Source organism: Janthinobacterium sp. C22, from assembly GCF_057919405.1.
Map to the genome: position 1 here is coordinate 1,136,050 of NZ_CP193659.1, position 19,459 is coordinate 1,155,508.

Below are 19,459 nucleotides of genomic sequence, written 5' to 3' on the forward strand. Positions count from 1 at the left end.
CGAGCGGAAGGAAGAGGTGGTCGAGAAGCGCAACCGTACTCTAGTACGGTGAGCATCGCAGGCCGCCTATGCCGACGCGCAGTAGGTTTTGGCAGGTGTCCTCATTACTCTTCAATCGCCATCTGACTTTGCAGGTAGTTCTGGATGCCGACCTTGGCGATCAGGTCGATCTGCGTTTCGAGCCAGTCGATATGCTCTTCCGTGTCTTCCAGGATCATCAGGAACAGGTCGCGCGAGACGTAGTCGCCCGCTTTTTCGCTGATGGCGATGCCTTCCTTGACGGTGGTGTGCGCGGCGCGTTCCAGCTTCAGGTCGCATTCCAGCATTTCCGGCGTGTTTTCGCCGATCAGCAGCTTGTGCAGCGCTTGCAGGTTAGGCAGGCCGTCGAGCATCAGGATGCGGTCGATCAGCTTGTCGGCGTGTTTCATTTCGCCGATCGATTCTTCATATTCCTTCTTGCCCAGCTTTTCCAGGCCCCAGTGCTTGTACATGCGCGCATGCAGGAAGTACTGGTTGATGGCCGACAGTTCGTTGGTGAGCTGTGCATTGAGCATGCGGATGACTTCTTTATCGCCCTTCATGGGAATTCCTTTGTTCTGTGTCGCGTTCGATGATGAAACCGCAGGCTGCTGGCGTTCACTGCCGGGTGGCGCAGGGCTGCCTGGTGGCGCGCAGGTTGCCGGTTTCGCTATGTCCGCATGATAGCGCAAAATAGGCGCGATTTCCGGTGCTAAACGGCATTTTTCCGTCTTTTTAACGTAAATATCGTGCGAATAAAACCCATTCTCAAGTGGATTGCCAGTTTTTTCCGTTTTTTATTTGTTAAGGAAAATGAAGGCCATTCTCATTCGCGTTTCTGGCCCGCTTTTGGCGCCGCCGGATCGCGTGCATGACCGCGCTGAACAGGCGGGAAATGTTGGGCCATTCTTGCTTTTGTAGCTTCTTGGCCGCTGCCGGCGATGCGATAATCAGGCAGCGATATTTACTGAAAAAAGGATAGCAAGATGATGCTGCATATACCCGGCGTGCTGACGCCGGAACAGGTGACGCAGTTTCGCCAGCGCCTGGCGCAGACGGACTGGGTCGACGGGCGCGCCAGCGTCGGGGCGCAAGGCGCGCAAGTCAAGCGCAACCGCCAGCTGGCAGAGGGGTCGCCGCTGGCGCTGGAACTGGGCGAGATCGTCAGCCGCGCGCTGATGGCCCATCCCCTGTTCTTTGCCGCCGTGCTGCCGCTGCGCATCCTGCCGCCCTTCTTCAACAGCTATGCGGGCGGCGAGCACTATGGCCTGCATATCGATGGCGCCATCCGCACGCCGAAAAACGGCATGCAGTCGATGCGCGCCGACGTCTCGTCGACCGTGTTCCTGAGCGAGCCGGACGAGTACGAGGGCGGCGAGCTGGTGGTGGTCGATTCCTACGGCACGCACGAAGTGAAACTGCCGGCCGGCGATGTGATCGTGTATCCGTCGAGCAGCGTGCATCAGGTGCTGCCCGTCACCAGCGGCGAGCGCATCTGCTCCTTCCTGTGGACGCAAAGCATGGTGCGCGAGGACTGGAAGCGCAGCATGCTGTTCGAGCTCGATCAAAACATCCAGAGCGTGCGCGCAGAGCATGGCGATTCGCCGGCCACCGTGGGACTGACGGGGCATTATCATAATTTGCTGCGCATGTGGGCGGAGATGTAAGGCTGGGGTCAGACCCCCGGTGAAGTTGGCGCTGAACCTTGCGTTGGCGGCGTTGAGGGTCTGACCCCTGGGGCAGTACGGGCAAAAAAAGTCTGCCTGGCCCGGGGATGTAGGCTGGCAGACTGAAACAAGCAAATCGCTTGACTAAAAACGGGCGCAAAAAAGCAAGCAGGGCACAGGGTGCGGTGCTTGCGGGCTGGCAGCGGCCCTAGGGCCGCAGGAAGGCTAGCTCAGCTGGAAGGTCAGGGGGACAAGCACGTACACGGGCACGGGCTTGCCGTTTTCGATCATGGGCTTGAACAGCGCGCGCTGCGCGGCCTGGCGGCCCGCTTCGTCGAGATTCGTGTAGCCGGTCGATTTCTGGATCAGGATTTGCTCGGGCAAGCCCTTTTCATTGATCAGGATGCGCAACACCACGGTGCCGCTTTCGCCCAGGCGGCGCGACAGATTCGGGTAGATCAGCTGCGGCGCCTTGATGTATTCGACGCTGCTGACGGTGCGCGGCGTCGCTGGCGCCGGTGGCGTCGGCGCCGGTGCCGCTGGCGCCGTCGGCGCGGCGGTGGCGACCGGTGCCGCTTCGGCGCGCGTCGGCTGCGGCGGCGTGATCGTCGGTTCGCTCGGCGCCACGGCGATCAGCGGCAGCGGCGGGATCACGGCGCGCGGCACGGGTGCGCTCAGTTCCACGGTTTTCGGTACGGACGGCGCCGGCGGTTTCGGTGGCGCCGGCGGGGCGATGATGCTGATGGTCGTGATGGTCGGCATGGCCGCCGTGACGACGCGGCTCAGCAGGCCGCTCTGGATGGCGTAGAAGCCGGCGATATGCAGGACGACGATGGCCATCAGCGGCGCGAATTTGTTGCGCTTCTTGTCGAAGTCGGCAAATTGCTGCACGGCCTGCACCGTTACGGGCGGGGGCATCATCGTCATGGCGTTCATCGCTTTCTTTAGTTTGTCAGTACAGCTCGCATCAATACGGTTTCTTGCAGCGCCACGGTGGCGTTCAGGTGATCGTTCAGCACTTCCCGCGCGCAGGTGTGGCATTTGCCGCAGCAGGTGGCCACGCCCAGGTCGCGGCGCAGTTCGGCCATGCTGGACAGGCCAAGATCGACGGCTTGACGGATTTCACGATCAGATATGTTGTTGCAGACACATACAATCATTGATACACCTTCTGGCTGGAGGATGAACAGACACTAGTACCGTGAAGCATTGTTGCTAGTGTTTTAATGAGAATCATTATCATTACGTTTCATTGTCGCGCAAAGTGCAGGACAATGCAAGCGATTTTGATCAAGTGTGCGGCAGTTGGCGGCCTGGCCCGGCAGCTTGCCATGCGCTTTGCGCGCATGGCGCAGCCCTTGATGGGGGCGGCTCTCCGGGCTAAATAAAAACAATTCGCATTCATGTTTATAATGCTGGTATTGTCTCGGACGGTCGCCGTCCGGACACATTGAAAGGCCGCTTGTCGGTAATGCGCAACAGTTGCGTTTTACCTCACAACATCAGGACATGCGCCAGGCGCAGCAGTCTGTCCCGGTGTTCTTAATTTGAACGGAATTTGCTCATGACTCTAGTTCCACCCATGATGACGCTCGACGCGCTGGCAGTCGGCCAGAGCGGCACGGTGTTGCATATCACGCCCCACGCGGCAGGACAGACGGAAGACGGCGTCGACCTCGTCCGCCGGTTGATGGAGCTGGGATTCGTTCCCGGCGAACGCATCCGCATGCTCAAGCGCGGCATTCCCGGCGGCGATCCGCTGGCCATCAAGGTCGGCAATGCCACGTTCGCACTGCGCCGCTTCGAAGCGGCGCTGATCACGATTCAACCGCTGTCTCAATCGGAATAACCATGGGTGCTGTCGAAACTATCGTGGAAGCGGGCGCGCACAAGCCGCCGCACCAGCCACAAATCGCCTTGCTGGGCAATCCGAACTGCGGCAAGACGGCCCTGTTCAACCGTTTGACGGGCGCGCGCCAGAAAGTGGCGAACTACGCCGGCGTGACCATCGAGCGCAAGGAAGGCCATTTCACCTCGCCCGCCGGCAAGCCCGTGCGCGTGCTCGACCTGCCGGGCGCCTACAGCCTGTCGGCTACCACGCCCGATGAAGCCATCACGCGCGACGTGGTGGGCGGGCTGCGCCGCGGCGACCCGCGTCCGGACGCCATCATCTGCGTCGTCGACGCCACCAATCTGCGCCTGAATTTGCGCCTGGTGCTGGAAGTCAAGCGCCTGGGCCTGCCCATGCTGCTGGCGCTGAACATGACGGACGTGGCGCGCAAGCGCGGCATGCTCATCGACACGGCCAGGCTGTCGCAGGAACTGGGCATGCCCGTGGTGGAAACCGTCGCGGTGCAGCACGATGGCGAAAAAGCCCTGCTCGACGCCATCGACGCCATGCTGCCGCTGCCTGCGGTGGAAGCGAAACCGCTGGCGGCCATCGACGCCGTCAGCGTCGAAGAGACCCAGCGCGAAGTGCGCCGCATCCTGGCCGCCGTCAGCAACGACACGCGCGACAGCGGCAACCTGACGGAAAAGATCGACGACGTGGTGCTGCACCCCGTCTTCGGCCCCATCATCCTGGCCGTGCTGATGTTCCTGATCTTCCAGGCCGTGTTTGCCTGGGCCGCCACGCCGATGGAAATGATCACGGACGGCGTGGGCCACCTGGGCGCCGTGCTGACGGCGAACATGCCCGATGGCCACCTGAAAAGCCTGCTGGTGGAAGGCATCATCGGCGGCGTCGGCAGCGTGCTGGTATTCCTGCCGCAGATCCTGATCCTGTTCTTCTTCATCCTGAGCCTGGAAGACTGCGGCTACCTGCCGCGCGCGGCCTTCCTGCTGGACCGCCTGATGGGCGGCGTGGGACTGTCGGGCCGCGCCTTCATTCCGCTGCTGTCGAGCTTTGCCTGCGCCATTCCCGGCGTGATGGCGGCGCGCACCATCCAGAATCCGCGCGACCGCCTCGTCACCATCATGATCGCGCCGCTGATGACGTGCTCGGCGCGCCTGCCCGTGTACGCGCTGATCATCGCCGCCTTCATCCCGGAGCGCCAGGTGTGGGGCTATCTGAGCCTGCAAGGCCTGGTGCTGTTCGTGCTGTACTTCGCCGGCATCATCTCGGCCATGGCCGTGGCCTGGGTCATGAAGCGCAGCATGGGCGTGCGCGGCAACCAGCCCTTGCTGCTGGAACTGCCGGCCTACCACTGGCCGCATCTGCGCAACCTGGCCGTCAGCCTGTGGGAGCGCGCGAAGATCTTCCTCACGCGCGTCGGTACCATCATCCTGAGCCTGATGATCATCCTGTGGTTCCTCAGCACCTTCCCCGGCGCGCCGGACAACGCGATCCATCCGCCCATCTACTACAGCCTGGCCGGCATCCTGGGCCGCGGCCTGGAAGTGGTCTTCGCGCCCATCGGCTTCAACTGGCAGATCTGCATCGCGCTGGTGCCGGGCATGGCGGCGCGCGAAGTGGCCGTCGGCGCGCTGGGCACCGTATACGCCTTGTCGCAAACGGGCGACGCGCTGGCATCCACGCTGGAGCCGCTGATCGCCCATTCGTGGTCGATGGCCACCGCGCTGTCCTTGCTGGCCTGGTACGTCTTCGCGCCGCAGTGCCTGTCGACCCTCTCCGTCGTGAAACGCGAAACGGGCGGCTGGCGCTATCCGCTGCTGATGGCCGGCTATATGTTCGCGCTGGCGTATGCGGCCTCGTTCATCACGTACCGCGTCGCCCTGATGCTGAGCGCTTAGGAGAAAACCATGTGGCAAACCCTCATCGTCGCCCTGATCGTCGCCGCCGCGCTGCTGCATTTTTCGACCAAGTACCTGCCGGCCGGCGTGCGCCGCGCCATCGTGCGCGGCCTGGTGCGCTGCGGCCTCGATGAGGCGAAGCTGTCGGCCTTCTTCAAGGTGGCGCCGGGCTGCGGCAGCGGCTGTGGTTCCTGCGGCTCCTGCGACAGCCCGCCGCCGCCGTCAAATACACCGCCGGCCGACGGCAGCAGCAAGCGCGTGATCCTGATGCAGGTACAGCGCTAAAGCCTGTATTGCAGTGTAGCCACGGGTGCGCCCGTGGGCTACACTGGGCTTTTCGCATGGCAAGGAGTGGCAATGGCGATACTGTTGATCTTCATGTTTCTGTTTGCCGTCGCCACCTGGCTGCTGGCCAGCCGGCGCGGCCGCCACGGGGGACTGTGGTTCGGCATCGGCCTGTTCCTCGGCCCCTTTGCCTTGCTGGCGGTAGCGGCCCTGCCGCCCGTGCCGCCCGTGCCGCCACCCTGACCCCGTTTTTCAAAACCCGCCATTGCGGGTTTTTTTACGCCTGCATGCCCGCGTGGCGCAGCCGGTACTGGCGCGGCGAGCACGCCATGACGCGCTTGAAGGCGTGGCTGAAGGCGCTGTCCGAATCGTAGCCCAGCGCCTGCGCGATCGAGGCGATGGGCGCGCCGCTGTCCTTCAGGCGCCGCGTGGCCAGGCGCATGCGCCAGCGCAGCAGGTAGCCGAGCGGCGTCACGCCCACCCTGGTTTTGAAGTGCAGGGCAAAGGCGGAGCGCGACTGGCCCGCGACGGCGGCCAGCTGCGCCAATGTCCAGCGCTGCGCCGGCTGCGCATGCATGGCTTCGATGGCCGCGCGCAGCCGGGGATCGGCCAGCGCGAACAGCCAGCCTGCCGGGTGCGAGGCCTGCGCTGCCAGATGCTGGCGCAGCATCTGCAGCAGCATCATGTGGCCCAGGTGGCGCGTCATCAGCGCCGCGCCGGGCGCCGTCGCCTGCAGCTCCTGCGCCAGGCGTTGCAAGGCCCAGTGCAGCACGCCGGCCTGGTCTGTGTCGCCGCGCACGTGCAGCAGCGGCGGCAGACAGTCGAGCAGGATGGCCGCCTCGTCGCCAAAGCTGAAGCGTCCGCCGATCAGGAAAAAATCGTGCTGTGGCGCGCCGTGGCGGGCCACACCGTGCTGCGCGTGCCGGTACACTTCCAGCGCCGGCGCGGCCGGCAAGCCGGGTGCGCTGGCCAGGGTGAACGCATGCCCCTGCGCCAGCAGGAAGCAGTCGCCTGTATGCAGTTGTACGGGAGCGTCGATGCCCGCGACCGTCAGCCAGCAGCCGCCTTCGATCACGGCGTTGAACTTGATGCCGTCCGGCGGCGGAAAGTCGATGGCCCAGTCGCCGCCCGCCTTCAGGCCGGCAAAATAGGAACTGCGCGTATCAAACAGCGAAAGTACATCGGAGAGCAAATCCATGGTGGGGCTCATTTCTGGACGATGGCGATAGTATTGAAGATTTTACGCCATTCACAGTCCAGTTCTTTGCGCGCAACATATCCATCTCGCCAGCCATTCGGACTGGCGTCACTTGCAAAGGCAGATCCCATGGACAGCATCAACAAGCAACAAATTCCCCTGCGCTCCGGCTTTGATGCCGCCACGACCGCCACCGAGGCGCTGGCCGGGCGCGACCTGTCCGGCGTGCAGGCCATCGTCACGGGCGGCGCGTCGGGCCTGGGGCTGGAAACGGTGCGCGTGCTGGCCGGTGCCGGCGCCAAGGTACTGGTGCCGGCGCGCGACCCACATCAGGCGCAAGCGGCCCTGGATGGCATGGCCGGCGTGGAGGTCGCCGCGCTCGACCTGCTCGATCCGCAATCGATCGATGCCTTTGCCGCCGCCTTTCTTGCCACCGGCCGCGCCTTGCACGTGCTGGTCAACGGCGCCGGCATCATGGCCACGCCTCTGCTGCGTGATGCGCGCGGCTACGAGGGGCAGTTCGCGACGAATCACCTGGGGCATTTCCAGCTGACGGCACGCCTGTGGCCCGCCCTGCGGCAGGCGCAAGGCGCGCGCGTCGTGTGCGTGTCGTCGCTGGGACACCGGCAGGCTGCCGTCCACCTGGACGACCCGCATTTCCTGCGCCAGCCGTACGATAAATGGCGCGCATATGCGCAGTCGAAAAGCGCGAATGCCTTGTTTGCCCTGGAGCTGGACCGGCGCGGCGCGACGCACGGCGTGCGCGCCTTTTCGCTGCATCCGGGCGCCATCCTGACGCCGCTGGTGCGCCATCTGGACCTCGACGACTTGCGCCGGGTCGGGGCGCTCGATGACGAGGGCCAGGTGAATTCACCGCCGCAATCGGGTTTCAAGAATGTGGCGCAGGGCGCGGCCACCGCCGTCTGGTGCGCCACCAGCGCGCAGCTCGATGGTCTGGGCGGCGTGTATTGCGAGGATTGCGATATCGCTACCTTGGTGGCGGACGACAGCACGGGGCCGGGCGTGCGGCGCTGGGCCGCCGATCCCGCGCAGGCACGCCGGCTATGGGCGCAGAGCGAGCAGATGACGGGCATGCGCTTCGATTGCGACGCGGCATAAAAAATGCCGGGCAGTGCCCGGCATGTGCATGACGGCGGCGTGGATTTACGCCTTGCCGGCCAGCTTGTCGACGACCGGCACCAGCGCGGCCGGGCGGCAGCCGAAGGCGGCCAGGCGGCCTTGCGCGTGGGGCGCCAGGTCCAGGTCGTAGGGCAGCCGGCCCGCCACCAGCCACAGTTTGTCGTGCGGCAGGGCGTCGATCAGGCGGCGCTGGCCGTCGACGAACATGGCGTTATACGTTTGCAGCACGATCTGCCCCGCGCCTTGCGCAAAGGCGATGGCCTCGTCGACTTCGTCGTCCAGCGCCTCGGCCGACAAGGCGTATTCGCGCACATCCAGGCCCGCTTCCAGCAGGGCCGGCAGCATCGAGCTGCGCGCTTCCTTGTTGCGGCCCAGCGCCACTTCGTCGATCTCGCTGCGCGAGCGCACTTCCACCGTCAGCAGGGTCACGGGCAGGCCCGCGTCGAGCGGGCGGTAGTCGCCCTGCACGCGCAATGCCGCTTTTTGCAGCAGCTGCGACAGGGCCATGGCGGCCGGCTGCATCAGCGCCGGCGGGGCGAGGGGCGTGTGCGCCAGTCGCGCACGGCACGGTTGCGCTTGAGTTCCGCCACGCGCGCGCACGCCGCGTCGATGCGGGAGAGCGCAATGTCGCCCCGCTCCACGGCGACGATGACGGCCTCGATGGCCGCCGTCTGCTGCGCTTCGCGGTGCGAGATGAGGACGATGTCGGCGCCCGCCTGCAGGGTGGCGATGGCACCCTGGGCGATGCCGATGCCGTCGGCAATCGCCGCCATTTCCAGGCAGTCGGTGATGACGACGCCCCGGTATTTCAACTCGTCGCGCAGCAGGTCCGTCAGCACGCCCTTCGACAGGGTGGCCGGCACGCTGGTGTCGGCTTCGAAGGCAGGGAAGACCACGTGCGCCGTCATGATGGCGTCCACGCCGCCGGCAATGGCCGCGCGGAAGGGCGCCAGTTCCACGGCGCGCAGGCGTTCCTTGTCGTGCGGGACCAGCGCCATGGCGTAATGCGTGTCGATGGCCGTGTCGCCGTGGCCGGGGAAGTGCTTGGCGGTCACGGCCACGCCGCTGGCGCGCTGGCCGCGCATGGCTGCCATGCCGTAGTCGATGACGGTGGCGGCATCCTCGCCATACGCGCGCACGCCGATGACGGGGTTGTTGCGGTTGTTGTTCACGTCCAGCACGGGGGCGAGCAGCATATTGATGCCGACCTGGCGCATTTCATCGCCGCTGATCTGGTTCATGCGTTCGCAGTCCTCGATGGAGCCGGCCGCCTGGAAGGCCATCGCCGCGGGAATCGGCGTGACGCCCTGCTCGATGCGCATCACCATGCCGCCTTCCTGGTCGATCGAGATCAAGAGCGGGATGTCGGACACTTCCGCATTGATCTCCTGCAGTTCGCGGCACAGGGCCGACACTTGCGCGGGCGTGTGCACGTTGCGGCGGAACAGGATCACGCCGCCTACCTTCTTTTCGCGTATCAAGGTCTTGATATGCTCGTCCGCCTGCAGGGCGTCGAAGCCCACCATGAACAACTGTCCTATTTTCTCGCGCAAACCCTGCTCCATGCTGCAACTCCTCCGGTATTGATTGTGACGACGGCATACGTATTCTGGCACCGTGGTGGCGCATCGTGGCGGTCACCGGAAAAGCTGCCTTGGTTTTGTACTTGTTTTGGTATTGTATTGGATTTGGGTTTTTGCGCAAGTGGTTATTAAGTGGTATTAATGCACTTGCGCAAGCACCCCATCAATCGAGGCGCTGGAACGAGGCCGATTGCGCCTTGGGCCAGTACAGGCCGAACACGGGCGGCAACTGCGGCAGCTGGCTCGGGTCGAGCAGCTGGCCCGCTTCCAGGAAGGGCAGCAGGGCCGACGCCAGTTTCACCTGGTTCGGCGAGATGCGCCGCACCAGGTGGTGCGGACGCAGTTCCTGCGGATGCGCCAGGCCGGCGGCGGCGATCAGCTCGGCCAGCGCCTTCATGGTGTTCTGGTGGAAGTGCGCCACGCGGGCGATTTTGTCGGATACCACCAGCGCGCGCTGGCGCTGCGGGTCTTGCGTGGCCACGCCCGTGGGACAGCGGTCAGTGTGGCAGCTTTGCGACTGGATGCAGCCCAGCGCGAACATGAAGCCGCGCGCCGAATTGCACCAGTCGGCGCCCAGCGCCAGCAGGCGGGCGATGTCGAAGGCCGTGATGATCTTGCCCGAGCAGCCGATCTTGATCCTGTCTCGCAGGTTGGCGCCCACCAGGGTGTTATGCACGAGCACCAGCGCTTCCTGCAGCGGCGTGCCCACGTGGTCCGTAAATTCCAGGGCGCGGCGCCCGTGCCGCCTTCGCTGCCGTCGACGACGATGAAGTCGGGCGTGATGCCCGTTTCCAGCATGGCTTTCACGATGGCGAAGAATTCCCACGGATGGCCGATGGCCAGCTTGAAGCCCGTCGGCTTGCCGCCGGAGAGATTGCGCAGGCGGTCGATAAAGTGCAGCATTTCCATCGGCGTGGAAAAGGCGCTGTGCGCGGCCGGCGAGACGCAATCCTCGCCCACCATCACGCCGCGCGTGGTGGCGATCTCGATCGTCACTTTCGGGCCGGGCAGCACGCCGCCGTGGCCCGGCTTGGCGCCCTGCGACATTTTCAGCTCGATCATCTTGACCTGCTCCGAGCTGGCGTTGGCGATGAAGCGCTCTTCCGAAAACGTGCCGTCCTGATTGCGGCAGCCGAAGTAGCCGGAGCCGATTTCCCACACCAGGTCGCCGCCGTTTTCGCGGTGGTAGGGGCTGATGCTGCCTTCGCCCGTGTCGTGCATAAAGCCGCCGCTGCGCGCGCCGCCGTTCAGGGCCAGGATGGCGTTGGCGGACAGGGCGCCAAAGCTCATCGCCGAGATATTGAAGACGCTGGCCGAATACGGCTTATTGCGCGGGCAGTCCGGATGGTTGCCGATCTCGATGCGGAAGTCGTGGCCCGTGACCTTGGCGGGGGCGATCGAGTGGTTGATCCATTCATAGCCCGCCTCATACACGTCGAGCTGGGTGCCGAACGGGCGCTTGTCCGTCTGCTCCTTGGCGCGCTGGTAGACGATGCTGCGCTGGCTGCGCGAAAACGGCGTCGCCTCGCTGTCGCTTTCCAGGAAATACTGACGGATTTCGGGGCGGATGCTCTCAAAAAAGAAGCGGAAATGCGCGAGGATGGGATAGTTGCGGCGCAGGGCGCGCTTGGTTTGCAGCAGGTCGCTGATGCCGACCAGGGTCAGGGCACCGGCCAGCACGGGCAGCCAGTAATGGTCGTAGTAGAACAGGGACAGGACAAAGATGGCTGCCGTCGCAATGAAGGTCAGGTAGCGAAATGGTACTAGGTGCATGGGCACTCCGGGGAAGTCAGACTGATATTGCTGAGTGTACCGGTGATTTGTGGATCTTGCTGAATGGGAAAGTGTGCGGTTGGAGCGATGCTATCCACGCATGCGACACCTGACAAAACCGTAGCGAGCGGCAGTGATTTGTGGCCGAGAAGCGCAACCGTACTTTAGTACGGTGAGCATCGCCGGCCGCAAAGCGCGACGCGCAGTAGGTTTGGTCAGGTGTTCACCGTTGTGCGGCGCGGATGCGCTCGACCCGTTCGGTGCTGGCCGGATGGCTCGACAGATACGGCGTGCCTTCGTCCAGCTTGCCCAGGGCGACAAACACCTGCGCCAGGTGTTCCAGTGGAATAGCGTTCTGGCGCAGCATGGCGATCGCGTAGTCGTCCGCCTCGCGCTCCACGTCGCGCGAGTATTTCAGGTCCAGCAGCAGCGGCGGCAAGGTCGCCACCACGGTCGAGACGTCGCCGAACAGCAGCGCCGCGCCGGCGCCCACGGCCGAGGTCTGGATCAGGCGGCGCGTCAGGTGGCGCTGCTGCAAATGGCCCAGTTCATGCGCCAGCACGCCCATGATGGCATCGTCGTCCGGCATCAGTTCCACCATTTCATCGGTCAGCACGATGTCGCCCGACGGCAGGGCGAACGCGTTCGGACCGATCTTGCTCTTGCGGAAAACGATGCGGTGTTCGGGCGTGCTGTCGCCGGGCGTGGCCAGGCGCGCGAACCGGGCGCGCAAGGCTTGCTGGCGCTTGCCATCGAGCTTGCTTGCCTCAAACACGTGGCCGTCGAGGAAATCGAGCACGCCCTGGCCCAGCTGGCGCTCGACGGACTGGGGAATCGCATACGCGACCCCCTTCGCCACCACGGGCAGCAGGTACTGATAGCTGAGCCACAGGGCCAGCACGGTGGCGACCGTGGCCAGCAGGGCGCCGCGCCAGCTTTGCTGCAGCCGCACCACCCAGCCGTCGCGGTGGCCCGTGTCGTGCAGCAGACTGTTGAAGGCCGCCTGGTCGGCGATCTCCAGGTAGGCGCCGTCGGGAAAGCTGACCTTGCGCACGGCGTGGCTGCTGCGTTCGGACACGTGCAGCTCGCCCAGCGGGCAGCTGCGCGCGATGTCGCCGGCCAGCACGGCCATCCCATCGTGCACGCTGAGCGTGACGTGGTACAGGCGCGAGGTCTGGCCGTCGAAATAGCGCGCGGGCACGGGGCCGCGCCCGGCGCTTGGTGATCGAGCGTCATGCTACAGCGACAGGTCGAAGTCCAGCAGGTCGACCATGCCTTCGCCCGTGGCAGAGACCTGCTCGCCGGTGGCGGCGACGAAGGCGCCCAGGCTGCCATGCACCAGCATCGATGTCGCTTCCAGGCGGTACTTCAGCCAGCGCACCTGGGCGAATGGCGAAAACAGGCCCAGGGTGACGACGATACCGAGCAGGTTGGTCAGCATGACGAAGGTGGTGCGGCCCCAGGTCAGCTGCGACTGGAACTGGTGCTGCTGCAGGCGCGTGTGGTTCCAGATCAGGTTCTGGATCATGGTCAGGAACAGCGGCAGCACGATAAAGGCCCACGCATACAGGGCGGCCACGGCGCCGAAGATGCTGCCGGCCTTGGTGACATCATTGGCATCGGTGGCAAAGGTGGCGAAGACGCTGGCGAAGACGACAAAGATCAGGACCAGGAATCCGGCCAGCAGCAGGGCGAAGAACAGCAAATAGGTCTTGTAGAAGCTGCCCACCGTGGCGTCGAAGCTGAAATTGCTGCTGCCGAAACGGCTCTGCGTGTGCTGGAAGCGCTTCAGGCGCTGGTGCAGGAACGGCGTCATCAGGCCAGCCGTGAAGGTGTTCAGGATCGGCAGCCACAGGAAGTATTTGTAGGCTTCCTGGCGCTGCCGTCAAAGCCGAAGCGGATGCCGCGGTAGCTGGTGTTGTAGAGCTTGAACTGCAGGCTTTTCCAGACCAGCCATGGCAGCACGGCCATCATCAGCACGAGCATGATCAGGCCGACGATGGGCGAGACCTGGAAGGCGATGTTGTAGCCGCCGATCAATACCACGGCCGCGATGCGGCCCTTCAGGATGGCGACGGCATTGCCGTGGTATTCGAAGCTGCTGCCAGCGAGGTGGGTGCTGGAATAGAAATAGCGGTTGCGGCGCACCTTGGCCCAGGCGGAATAAATGCCCAGGGTGACGATGCTCAGCAGCAGGTTGACGATCCAGATACGGAAGTATTCGCTGCCGGTGGCGCTGAAGGTAATGCCTTCGCGCTGGGTGTTCGGGTTGTTGGTGTCGATATCCACGCCAGGAATCCTTGCAATTGAAAAAGAATTAAGATGCATGATTGTCAAGAAGTTGTCAATAAAAATATTGTTCAGGCGTAATATATTTTGTCTGAATGGCCGAATCGGAGCGGCGCGCGCCCTGTACGCAGCGCCCGGCTATACTGGGACTCAACCATTGCCAACGGAAATCGCCATGATCGTCGTCCACCATCTGAACAATTCGCGCTCGCAGCGCGTGCTCTGGCTGCTCGAGGAGCTGGGCCTCGACTACGAGGTCAAGCGCTACCAGCGCGACCCGAAAACCATGCTGGCGCCCGCCTCGCTGAAGGCCGTGCATCCGCTGGGTAAGTCGCCCGTGATCACGGACGGCGCCAACACCATCGCCGAATCGGGCGCCATCATCGATTACCTGGTCGAGCGCTACGGCAATGGCCGTTTGATACCGGCGGCGGGCACGCCCGAGAAGCTGCGCTGGACCTACTGGCTGCATTTCGCGGAAGGCTCGGCCATGCCGCCGCTGCTGATGAAGCTGGTGTTCGACAAGGTCGAATCGTCGCCGATGCCGTTTTTCGTCAAACCGGTCGCGCGCGGCATCGCCGGCAAGGTCAAGAGCAGCTTCATCCTGCCCAATATCAACAGCCAGCTGGCCTACATGGAAGCGGAACTGGAGAAAAGCAAATGGTTTGCCGGCAATGAATTCACGGCGGCCGACATCCAGATGAGCTTTCCGCTGGAAGCGGCGGCCATGCGCGGCGGACTCGACGAGCGCCTGCCGAAGCTGACGGCCTTCCTGCAGCGCATCCACGCGCGGCCTGCCTACCAGCGTGCGCTGGAAAAAGGCGGACCGTACGATTTCGCAAAGTAAGCGGCGTTGACGGGCTATGCGCGGGGCGCCATACGGTAAAATGCCCGATTCAACCAGTATCCACTTACCGCATGGCCAGACTCCTCGCTATCGACGGCTTGAATATCGTACGCCGCGTCTACGAAGCCAGTCCTGAACCCGATTCCGACCTGAAGGCGGAGATCGCGCTGCGCCATGCGCTGTCGTCGTTCCGTACGCTGATCAACGACCACGAACCAACGCACATCCTGCCCGCCTTCGATTTCGGCGGCCCGACCTGGCGCCACGCCCTGTATGCCGGCTACCGCGAGGGGCGCCAGCCCATGCCGCAAGTGCTGCGCGACGCCTTGCCCGGCTTTTACGCCACCCTGGCCAGCTTCGGCATGCACGTGGTCAGCATTCCCGAGGTCGAGGCCGACGACGTGATCGGCACGGCCGTCATGCGCTGGCTGCACGAGGGGCGCGGCGCGGCCGTCATCGCCACCACCGACAAGGATTTGCATGGCCTGATCGCCCACGGCGCGCTGGTATGGGACCATTTCAAGGGCATCTGGCACGACCGCGCCTGGGTCGAGAAGAAGTTCGGCGTGCCGCCGGAACTGCTGCCCGACCTGCTGGCGCTGATGGGCGATGTCACCGACAGCATTCCCGGCGTGTCGAAGATCGGCCTGAAGACGGGCGCGAAACTGTTGCGTGCCTACGGCAATATCGACGCCGTGATGGCCGGCGCGGGGATTTTGCCCGGCGCGCTGGGCGAAAGCCTGCGAAAAGAGCGGGAAATACTGTATCTTTCAAGAAAGTTGGTCGAACTCAAGACCGACGTGACGTTGGGCGTCACCTGGAACAAGCTGGCGTGGGAAAAGTAGAGCGCCCAAAAAAGCTCATGGCGTTGTTGCCTTGCCTCGTCGTACATTCGTACTGCCTTCGGCAACGCGCCTAGCCCTGAGCATTTTGATGGGCGCTCTCTGAGTGGAACTCGCAATAGAAAATCAAGCAAGGGATGTAATCATGATGTTAAAGACTGTCCTGATCGACAGCAGCGCCGTGGCGCGCGGCCTGCTGAACACGGTCCTGACCGATGGCGGCTACGATGTCTGCGGGCAGACGCATACCAGCGCGCTGGGGCTGGCGCTGCTGGTCAAGCACCATCCGCATTTCGTCTGCATCGCGCGCGAGCAGGTGGAAGACGGGACGAATGTGGTGCAGACCATCCGCGCCCAGTATCCGAAGACGCTCATTTTCATGGTCTCGGGCGGCATCGACGCCGCCTCGCTGCAGGCGGCCCACGCCATGGGCGTGTCGGGCTTCATCGTGAAACCGTTCATGGCCGACACGGTCCTGAAAACCGTGCGCAATACGGTGATCGCCATGGTGCGCAAGCAGCAGGCCTTGGCCGCCGCTGCGCAAGGCAATTCCTAGACGCCGGCCAGGCCCGTCGCGCTGGCGATGATGCCGCCGCCGAGGCACACGTCGCCGTCGTACAGCACGGCCGACTGGCCCGGCGTGACGGCCCATTGCGCCTGGTCGAAGGCCAGGCCGAAGTGTTCATTCCCCTCCGGCAGCAGCTGGCAAGCCACGTCGGCCTGGCGGTAGCGCGTCTTGGCGCTCAAGGCGCCCGCCTGCGGCGCCGTGCCGGCGACCCAGCTGGCCTGGTCGGCGCTCAAGGCCGGCGACAGCAGCCACGGGTGGTCGTGGCCCTGCACTACCCACAGGGTGTTGTTGGCGATATCCTTGCGCGCCACATACCAGGCGTCGCTGCTGCCGTCCGCGTTCTGGTACGACTTCACGCCGCCGATGCCGATGCCCTTGCGCTGACCCAGCGTATAGAAACTCAGTCCCACGTGTTCGCCCACGGTCTTGCCGTCGGCCGTCTTCATCGGTCCCGGCTTGTACGACAGGTAGCGGTTCAGGAATTCGCGGAACGGACGTTCGCCAATAAAACAGATGCCCGTCGAATCCTTCTTCTGCGCGTTCGGCAAGGCCAGCTTCTCGGCGATCTGGCGCACCTGCGTCTTCGGGATTTCACCGAGCGGAAACAAGGTCTTGGACAATTGCGCCTGGTTCAGGCGGTGCAGGAAGTAGCTTTGGTCCTTGCTGGCGTCGACGGCCTTGAGCAGTTCATAGCGGCCCGCATCGGTCGGCGCCTGGCGCACGCGCGCGTAGTGGCCGGTGGCGATCAGGTCGGCGCCCAGGGTCATGGCGTGGTCGAGGAAGGCCTTGAACTTGATTTCGGCGTTGCACAGCACGTCCGGGTTCGGCGTGCGGCCGGCCTGGTACTCGCGCAGGAAATCGGCGAACACGCGGTCCTTGTATTCGGAGGCGAAATTGACGGCTTCGATATCGACGCCGATGACGTCGGCCACGCTGGCCGCGTCGATCCAGTCCTGGCGCGTGGAGCAGTATTCCGAATCGTCGTCATCTTCCCAGTTTTTCATGAACAGGCCGATGACTTCATAGCCTTGTTCCTTCAGCATCCATGCCGCGACCGAGGAATCGACCCCGCCCGACATGCCGATCACGACTTTCTTCTTGCTCATCTTGCTTTCCAGTGTACTTTAATAATATGGCAATGCGTATTGCTATGCGCTATTGAAAACGGACGCATGCGTGTGCAGCAGGGCCAGCGGCGCGCGCCGGCCGGCCAGGTATTCGTCCACGCACTGCAGCACCAGCGGGCTGCGGTGGCGTTCCTGGCACGCCGCCAGCTCGTCGCGCGTCATCCACAGGGTGCGGATGATGCCTTCGTCCAGCGGTCGGTCGTGCTCGGCGCCGGCCGTGCCGCAAAAGGTGAAGCGCAGATAGGTCACGTCCTCGCCCGTGCGCAGTGACTGGTAGCGCGACATGTACATGCCGACCAGTGCCGTGGGGATGAAATCGTAGGCCGCTTCTTCCAGCGTTTCGCGGATCACCGCCTGTTCCAGCGACTCGAACGGGTCGAGGTGGCCGGCTGGCTGGTTGAGCTTGATGCCTTCGCTGGTCTCTTCTTCAATCAGTAAAAACAGGCCATCGCGCTCGACGATGGCGGCCACGGTGACAGAGGGTTTCCAGATTCTCGGCATGATTCCATCCTTGAAAGAGCCGACATTTTATCTTGTTCTGCGCGCGCGGTTTGAAGCCGGCCTTTTGTTGCGCGGACATATTGATAAATGACAACGTTTTAGCAAATAGCGGTGGGAGGTACTTACGTCTTTCCCGGGGAGCGCACTAGCATGGGGGCTTAGTTGGCAAGATGGCAGGAAGCGCCCGCTAATATAGGCTTTCCCTGTGGTCAAAACAAGCGCGCACGCTTGCTCGACTGTGGTGAGATTGACACACCTTTCCCACAATATGGGCGCCGCGCCGCATGGTGAAACAAATCATGGATGCGGATGAAATTAGTGTCGTACGACTAAAAGTTGCTGCTTCACAAACGTTTAACGCGCTGCTTTCCGTGTTAGATTCTAGTCAGTTTATCAATTAGCGGAGGCATCATGAGGATAGGCATACCGGCCGAAACACGGCCTGGTGAAACCCGGGTGGCAGCCACGCCCGAGACAGTCAAGAAGCTGGCAGCCAAGCATCAAGTCGTCGTGCAGTCGGGGGCGGGCCTGCAAGCCTCGATTCCCGACGACGCGTATGCCGCCGCCGGCGCGCAGATCGGTACCGCCCAGGAAGCCTATGGCTGCGCCATCGTGCTCAAGGTGCGCGCACCGGACGCCGGCGAACGGGCCCTGATGGCCAGCGGCACGGTGCTGATCGGCATGTTGAACCCGTTTGACGCGGACAATATCGCTGCCATGGCGACGGCGGGCCTGTCCGCCTTCGCCCTGGAAGCCGTGCCGCGCATCACGCGCGCGCAGTCGATGGACGTGCTGTCGTCGCAGGCGAACATCGCCGGCTACAAGGCCGTGCTGGTGGCGGCGAATACCTATCAGCGCTTCATGCCCATGCTGATGACGGCGGCCGGCACCGTCAAGGCGGCCCGCGTGCTGATCATGGGCGTGGGCGTGGCCGGTTTGCAGGCGATCGCCACGGCCAAGCGCCTCGGCGCCGTCATCGAGGCGTCCGACGTGCGCCCGCCCGTCAAGGAGCAGGTGGAGTCGCTGGGCGCCAAGTTCCTCGACGTGCCCTTCCTCACCGATGAAGAAAAGGAAATCGCCAAGGGTTCGGGCGGCTATGCGCGCGCCATGCCGGCCGACTGGATGCGCCGCCAGGCCGAACTGGTGCACGAACGGGCGAAACTGGCCGACATCATCATCACCACGGCACTGATTCCCGGCCGCGCCGCGCCCGTGCTCATTTCCGAAGAGACGGTGAAAGCCATGAAACCCGGTTCCGTCATCGTCGACCTGGCCGTGGAGCAGGGCGGCAACTGCCCGCTGTCCGAGCTGGGCAAGACGGTCGTCAAGCACGGCGTGTACATCGTAGGCGAGCCGAACCTGGCGACCCTGGTGGCGGCCGACGCCTCGGCCCTGTATGCGCGCAACGTGCTGGACTTCTTAAAGCTCATCATCGACAAGGACGATCAATTGCTGATCGACCGCGAGGATGAAATCATCAAGGCCAGCCTGGTTTGCGCGGGCAATGACATCCTCAGAAAATAACCCGGCGCCGGAGAGAACAACATCATGGAAATCAGTCACACCATCACCAACCTGATCATCTTCGTGCTGGCCATTTATGTCGGCTACCACGTCGTCTGGACCGTCACGCCGGCGCTGCATACGCCGCTGATGGCCGTCACCAATGCCATTTCCGCCATCATCATCGTCGGCGCCATGCTGGCGGCCGGCCTGACCGATGGCCCGCTGGCGCAAGTGGCCGGCACGCTGGCCGTGGCGCTGGCCGCCGTCAATGTGTTCGGCGGCTTCCTCGTCACGCAGCGCATGCTCGAGATGTTCCGTAAAAAAGAACCGAAGGCCAAGCAAGGAGCAAAAGAATGAGTCAC

The 19,459-nt window shown here is 63.8% G+C and carries 20 protein-coding genes and 2 pseudogenes; 11 read left to right on the top strand and 11 right to left on the bottom strand.

Annotation, left to right across the window (positions count from 1 at the left end):
- Positions 1–104: 104 nt before the first annotated feature.
- Positions 105–581 (bottom strand): bacterioferritin, encoded by a 477-nt coding sequence (gene bfr / locus ACRHIG_RS05085; protein WP_489629542.1) that lies wholly within the window; start codon positions 579–581, stop codon positions 105–107.
- A 423-nt stretch (positions 582–1,004) separates the two neighbouring features.
- Here bfr and ACRHIG_RS05090 point away from each other — a divergent pair, with 423 nt between their 5' ends.
- Positions 1,005–1,685, top strand: coding sequence for a Fe2+-dependent dioxygenase (locus ACRHIG_RS05090; protein WP_489629543.1), 681 nt, complete (start codon positions 1,005–1,007; stop codon positions 1,683–1,685).
- Between the two features lie 225 nt (positions 1,686–1,910).
- On the opposite strand, the gene ACRHIG_RS05095 is transcribed toward ACRHIG_RS05090, so the two are convergent.
- Positions 1,911–2,621: an energy transducer TonB gene (locus ACRHIG_RS05095; RefSeq protein WP_489629544.1), complete on the bottom strand. Its 711-nt coding sequence runs from the start codon at positions 2,619–2,621 to the stop codon at positions 1,911–1,913.
- Positions 2,622–2,629: 8 nt separating this feature from the next.
- Positions 2,630–2,845: a (2Fe-2S)-binding protein gene (locus ACRHIG_RS05100; protein ID WP_034745611.1), complete on the bottom strand. Its 216-nt coding sequence runs from the start codon at positions 2,843–2,845 to the stop codon at positions 2,630–2,632.
- A 404-nt stretch (positions 2,846–3,249) separates the two neighbouring features.
- Between ACRHIG_RS05100 and ACRHIG_RS05105 the strand changes: the two genes are divergently transcribed.
- The 4 genes from ACRHIG_RS05105 (at position 3,250) to ACRHIG_RS05120 (ending at position 5,966) form a co-directional block, all read left to right on the top strand.
- A complete protein-coding gene (locus ACRHIG_RS05105) occupies positions 3,250–3,534 on the top strand; it encodes a FeoA family protein (RefSeq protein ID WP_475414157.1) in 285 nt (94 codons plus the stop codon).
- Between the two features lie 2 nt (positions 3,535–3,536).
- Positions 3,537–5,438 (top strand): ferrous iron transporter B, encoded by a 1,902-nt coding sequence (feoB, locus tag ACRHIG_RS05110; protein ID WP_489629545.1) that lies wholly within the window; start codon positions 3,537–3,539, stop codon positions 5,436–5,438.
- A 9-nt stretch (positions 5,439–5,447) separates the two neighbouring features.
- A complete protein-coding gene (locus ACRHIG_RS05115; RefSeq protein WP_489207978.1) occupies positions 5,448–5,723 on the top strand; it encodes a DUF6587 family protein in 276 nt (91 codons plus the stop codon).
- Positions 5,724–5,795: 72 nt separating this feature from the next.
- Positions 5,796–5,966, top strand: a complete 171-nt coding sequence (locus ACRHIG_RS05120; RefSeq protein ID WP_489629546.1) for a hypothetical protein — start codon at positions 5,796–5,798, stop codon at positions 5,964–5,966.
- A gap of 34 nt (positions 5,967–6,000) precedes the next feature.
- On the opposite strand, the gene ACRHIG_RS05125 is transcribed toward ACRHIG_RS05120, so the two are convergent.
- Entirely contained in the window at positions 6,001–6,921 is a 921-nt protein-coding gene (locus tag ACRHIG_RS05125) for an AraC family transcriptional regulator (RefSeq protein WP_489629547.1), read from the bottom strand.
- 138 nt (positions 6,922–7,059) lie between these two features.
- Between ACRHIG_RS05125 and ACRHIG_RS05130 the strand changes: the two genes are divergently transcribed.
- Positions 7,060–8,040, top strand: coding sequence for an oxidoreductase (locus ACRHIG_RS05130; protein WP_489630744.1), 981 nt, complete (start codon positions 7,060–7,062; stop codon positions 8,038–8,040).
- Between the two features lie 45 nt (positions 8,041–8,085).
- Here ACRHIG_RS05130 and ACRHIG_RS05135 read toward each other — a convergent pair whose 3' ends face one another.
- From ACRHIG_RS05135 to ACRHIG_RS05155, 5 genes and pseudogenes are all read right to left on the bottom strand, one after another.
- Positions 8,086–8,583: a hypothetical protein gene (locus ACRHIG_RS05135; RefSeq protein ID WP_489629548.1), complete on the bottom strand. Its 498-nt coding sequence runs from the start codon at positions 8,581–8,583 to the stop codon at positions 8,086–8,088.
- The gene (gene nagZ, locus ACRHIG_RS05140) at positions 8,583–9,626 is read right to left on the bottom strand and encodes a beta-N-acetylhexosaminidase (RefSeq protein ID WP_489629549.1); all 1,044 of its coding nucleotides are present in this window, start codon (positions 9,624–9,626) and stop codon (positions 8,583–8,585) included. Before nagZ ends, ACRHIG_RS05135 begins: the two co-directional genes overlap by 1 nt.
- A 181-nt stretch (positions 9,627–9,807) precedes the next feature.
- A pseudogene (locus ACRHIG_RS05145) lies at positions 9,808–11,417 on the bottom strand (FMN-binding glutamate synthase family protein).
- Between the two features lie 223 nt (positions 11,418–11,640).
- Entirely contained in the window at positions 11,641–12,618 is a 978-nt protein-coding gene (locus ACRHIG_RS05150; protein ID WP_489629550.1) for a M48 family metallopeptidase, read from the bottom strand.
- Positions 12,619–12,654: 36 nt separating this feature from the next.
- Positions 12,655–13,745 (bottom strand): annotated as a pseudogene (locus tag ACRHIG_RS05155) (YjgN family protein).
- A 136-nt stretch (positions 13,746–13,881) separates the two neighbouring features.
- On the opposite strand from ACRHIG_RS05155, the gene ACRHIG_RS05160 reads away from it, so the two are divergent.
- From ACRHIG_RS05160 to ACRHIG_RS05170, 3 genes are all read left to right on the top strand, one after another.
- The gene (locus tag ACRHIG_RS05160) at positions 13,882–14,553 is read left to right on the top strand and encodes a glutathione S-transferase (protein ID WP_475414149.1); all 672 of its coding nucleotides are present in this window, start codon (positions 13,882–13,884) and stop codon (positions 14,551–14,553) included.
- A 71-nt stretch (positions 14,554–14,624) separates the two neighbouring features.
- Positions 14,625–15,398 carry a 5'-3' exonuclease gene (locus ACRHIG_RS05165; protein ID WP_076571923.1) on the top strand — a complete coding sequence of 258 codons (774 nt, stop codon included), beginning with the start codon at positions 14,625–14,627 and terminating at the stop codon, positions 15,396–15,398.
- Between the two features lie 145 nt (positions 15,399–15,543).
- Positions 15,544–15,951 carry a response regulator gene (locus ACRHIG_RS05170; protein ID WP_077409312.1) on the top strand — a complete coding sequence of 136 codons (408 nt, stop codon included), beginning with the start codon at positions 15,544–15,546 and terminating at the stop codon, positions 15,949–15,951.
- Here the strand turns inward: ACRHIG_RS05170 and mnmA are convergent.
- Both mnmA and ACRHIG_RS05180 read right to left on the bottom strand, forming a co-directional pair.
- Positions 15,948–17,069 carry a tRNA 2-thiouridine(34) synthase MnmA gene (mnmA, locus tag ACRHIG_RS05175; protein ID WP_489629551.1) on the bottom strand — a complete coding sequence of 374 codons (1,122 nt, stop codon included), beginning with the start codon at positions 17,067–17,069 and terminating at the stop codon, positions 15,948–15,950. The two genes, ACRHIG_RS05170 and mnmA, sit on opposite strands and share 4 nt — an antisense overlap.
- Positions 17,070–17,111: 42 nt before the next feature.
- Complete coding sequence (locus ACRHIG_RS05180) at positions 17,112–17,591, bottom strand: NUDIX hydrolase (RefSeq protein ID WP_010401817.1); 480 nt, start codon at positions 17,589–17,591, stop codon at positions 17,112–17,114.
- Positions 17,592–18,002: 411 nt separating this feature from the next.
- On the opposite strand from ACRHIG_RS05180, the gene ACRHIG_RS05185 reads away from it, so the two are divergent.
- Together ACRHIG_RS05185 and ACRHIG_RS05190 are read left to right on the top strand one after the other, a co-directional pair.
- On the top strand, positions 18,003–19,115 hold the full coding sequence (locus ACRHIG_RS05185; RefSeq protein WP_099411321.1) for a Re/Si-specific NAD(P)(+) transhydrogenase subunit alpha: 1,113 nt from the start codon (positions 18,003–18,005) through the stop codon (positions 19,113–19,115).
- A 24-nt stretch (positions 19,116–19,139) separates the two neighbouring features.
- Positions 19,140–19,454 (top strand): NAD(P) transhydrogenase subunit alpha part 2, encoded by a 315-nt coding sequence (locus tag ACRHIG_RS05190; RefSeq protein ID WP_034745644.1) that lies wholly within the window; start codon positions 19,140–19,142, stop codon positions 19,452–19,454.
- The last annotated feature ends 5 nt before the right edge of the window (positions 19,455–19,459 follow it).

Coding starts and splice junctions, on each gene's coding strand:
- ACRHIG_RS05090 (WP_489629543.1), top strand. CDS start 1,005: ATGATGCTGCATATACCCGGCGTGCTGACGCCGGAACAGGTGACGCAG.
- ACRHIG_RS05105 (WP_475414157.1), top strand. CDS start 3,250: ATGACTCTAGTTCCACCCATGATGACGCTCGACGCGCTGGCAGTCGGC.
- feoB (WP_489629545.1), top strand. CDS start 3,537: ATGGGTGCTGTCGAAACTATCGTGGAAGCGGGCGCGCACAAGCCGCCG.
- ACRHIG_RS05120 (WP_489629546.1), top strand. CDS start 5,796: ATGGCGATACTGTTGATCTTCATGTTTCTGTTTGCCGTCGCCACCTGG.
- ACRHIG_RS05100 (WP_034745611.1), bottom strand. CDS start 2,845: ATGATTGTATGTGTCTGCAACAACATATCTGATCGTGAAATCCGTCAA.
- bfr (WP_489629542.1), bottom strand. CDS start 581: ATGAAGGGCGATAAAGAAGTCATCCGCATGCTCAATGCACAGCTCACC.
- ACRHIG_RS05170 (WP_077409312.1), top strand. CDS start 15,544: ATGTTAAAGACTGTCCTGATCGACAGCAGCGCCGTGGCGCGCGGCCTG.
- ACRHIG_RS05185 (WP_099411321.1), top strand. CDS start 18,003: ATGAGGATAGGCATACCGGCCGAAACACGGCCTGGTGAAACCCGGGTG.
- mnmA (WP_489629551.1), bottom strand. CDS start 17,069: ATGAGCAAGAAGAAAGTCGTGATCGGCATGTCGGGCGGGGTCGATTCC.
- ACRHIG_RS05160 (WP_475414149.1), top strand. CDS start 13,882: ATGATCGTCGTCCACCATCTGAACAATTCGCGCTCGCAGCGCGTGCTC.
- ACRHIG_RS05115 (WP_489207978.1), top strand. CDS start 5,448: ATGTGGCAAACCCTCATCGTCGCCCTGATCGTCGCCGCCGCGCTGCTG.
- ACRHIG_RS05135 (WP_489629548.1), bottom strand. CDS start 8,583: ATGCAGCCGGCCGCCATGGCCCTGTCGCAGCTGCTGCAAAAAGCGGCA.
- ACRHIG_RS05190 (WP_034745644.1), top strand. CDS start 19,140: ATGGAAATCAGTCACACCATCACCAACCTGATCATCTTCGTGCTGGCC.
- ACRHIG_RS05180 (WP_010401817.1), bottom strand. CDS start 17,591: ATGCCGAGAATCTGGAAACCCTCTGTCACCGTGGCCGCCATCGTCGAG.
- ACRHIG_RS05125 (WP_489629547.1), bottom strand. CDS start 6,921: ATGGATTTGCTCTCCGATGTACTTTCGCTGTTTGATACGCGCAGTTCC.
- nagZ (WP_489629549.1), bottom strand. CDS start 9,626: ATGGAGCAGGGTTTGCGCGAGAAAATAGGACAGTTGTTCATGGTGGGC.
- ACRHIG_RS05165 (WP_076571923.1), top strand. CDS start 14,625: ATGGCCAGACTCCTCGCTATCGACGGCTTGAATATCGTACGCCGCGTC.
- ACRHIG_RS05095 (WP_489629544.1), bottom strand. CDS start 2,621: ATGAACGCCATGACGATGATGCCCCCGCCCGTAACGGTGCAGGCCGTG.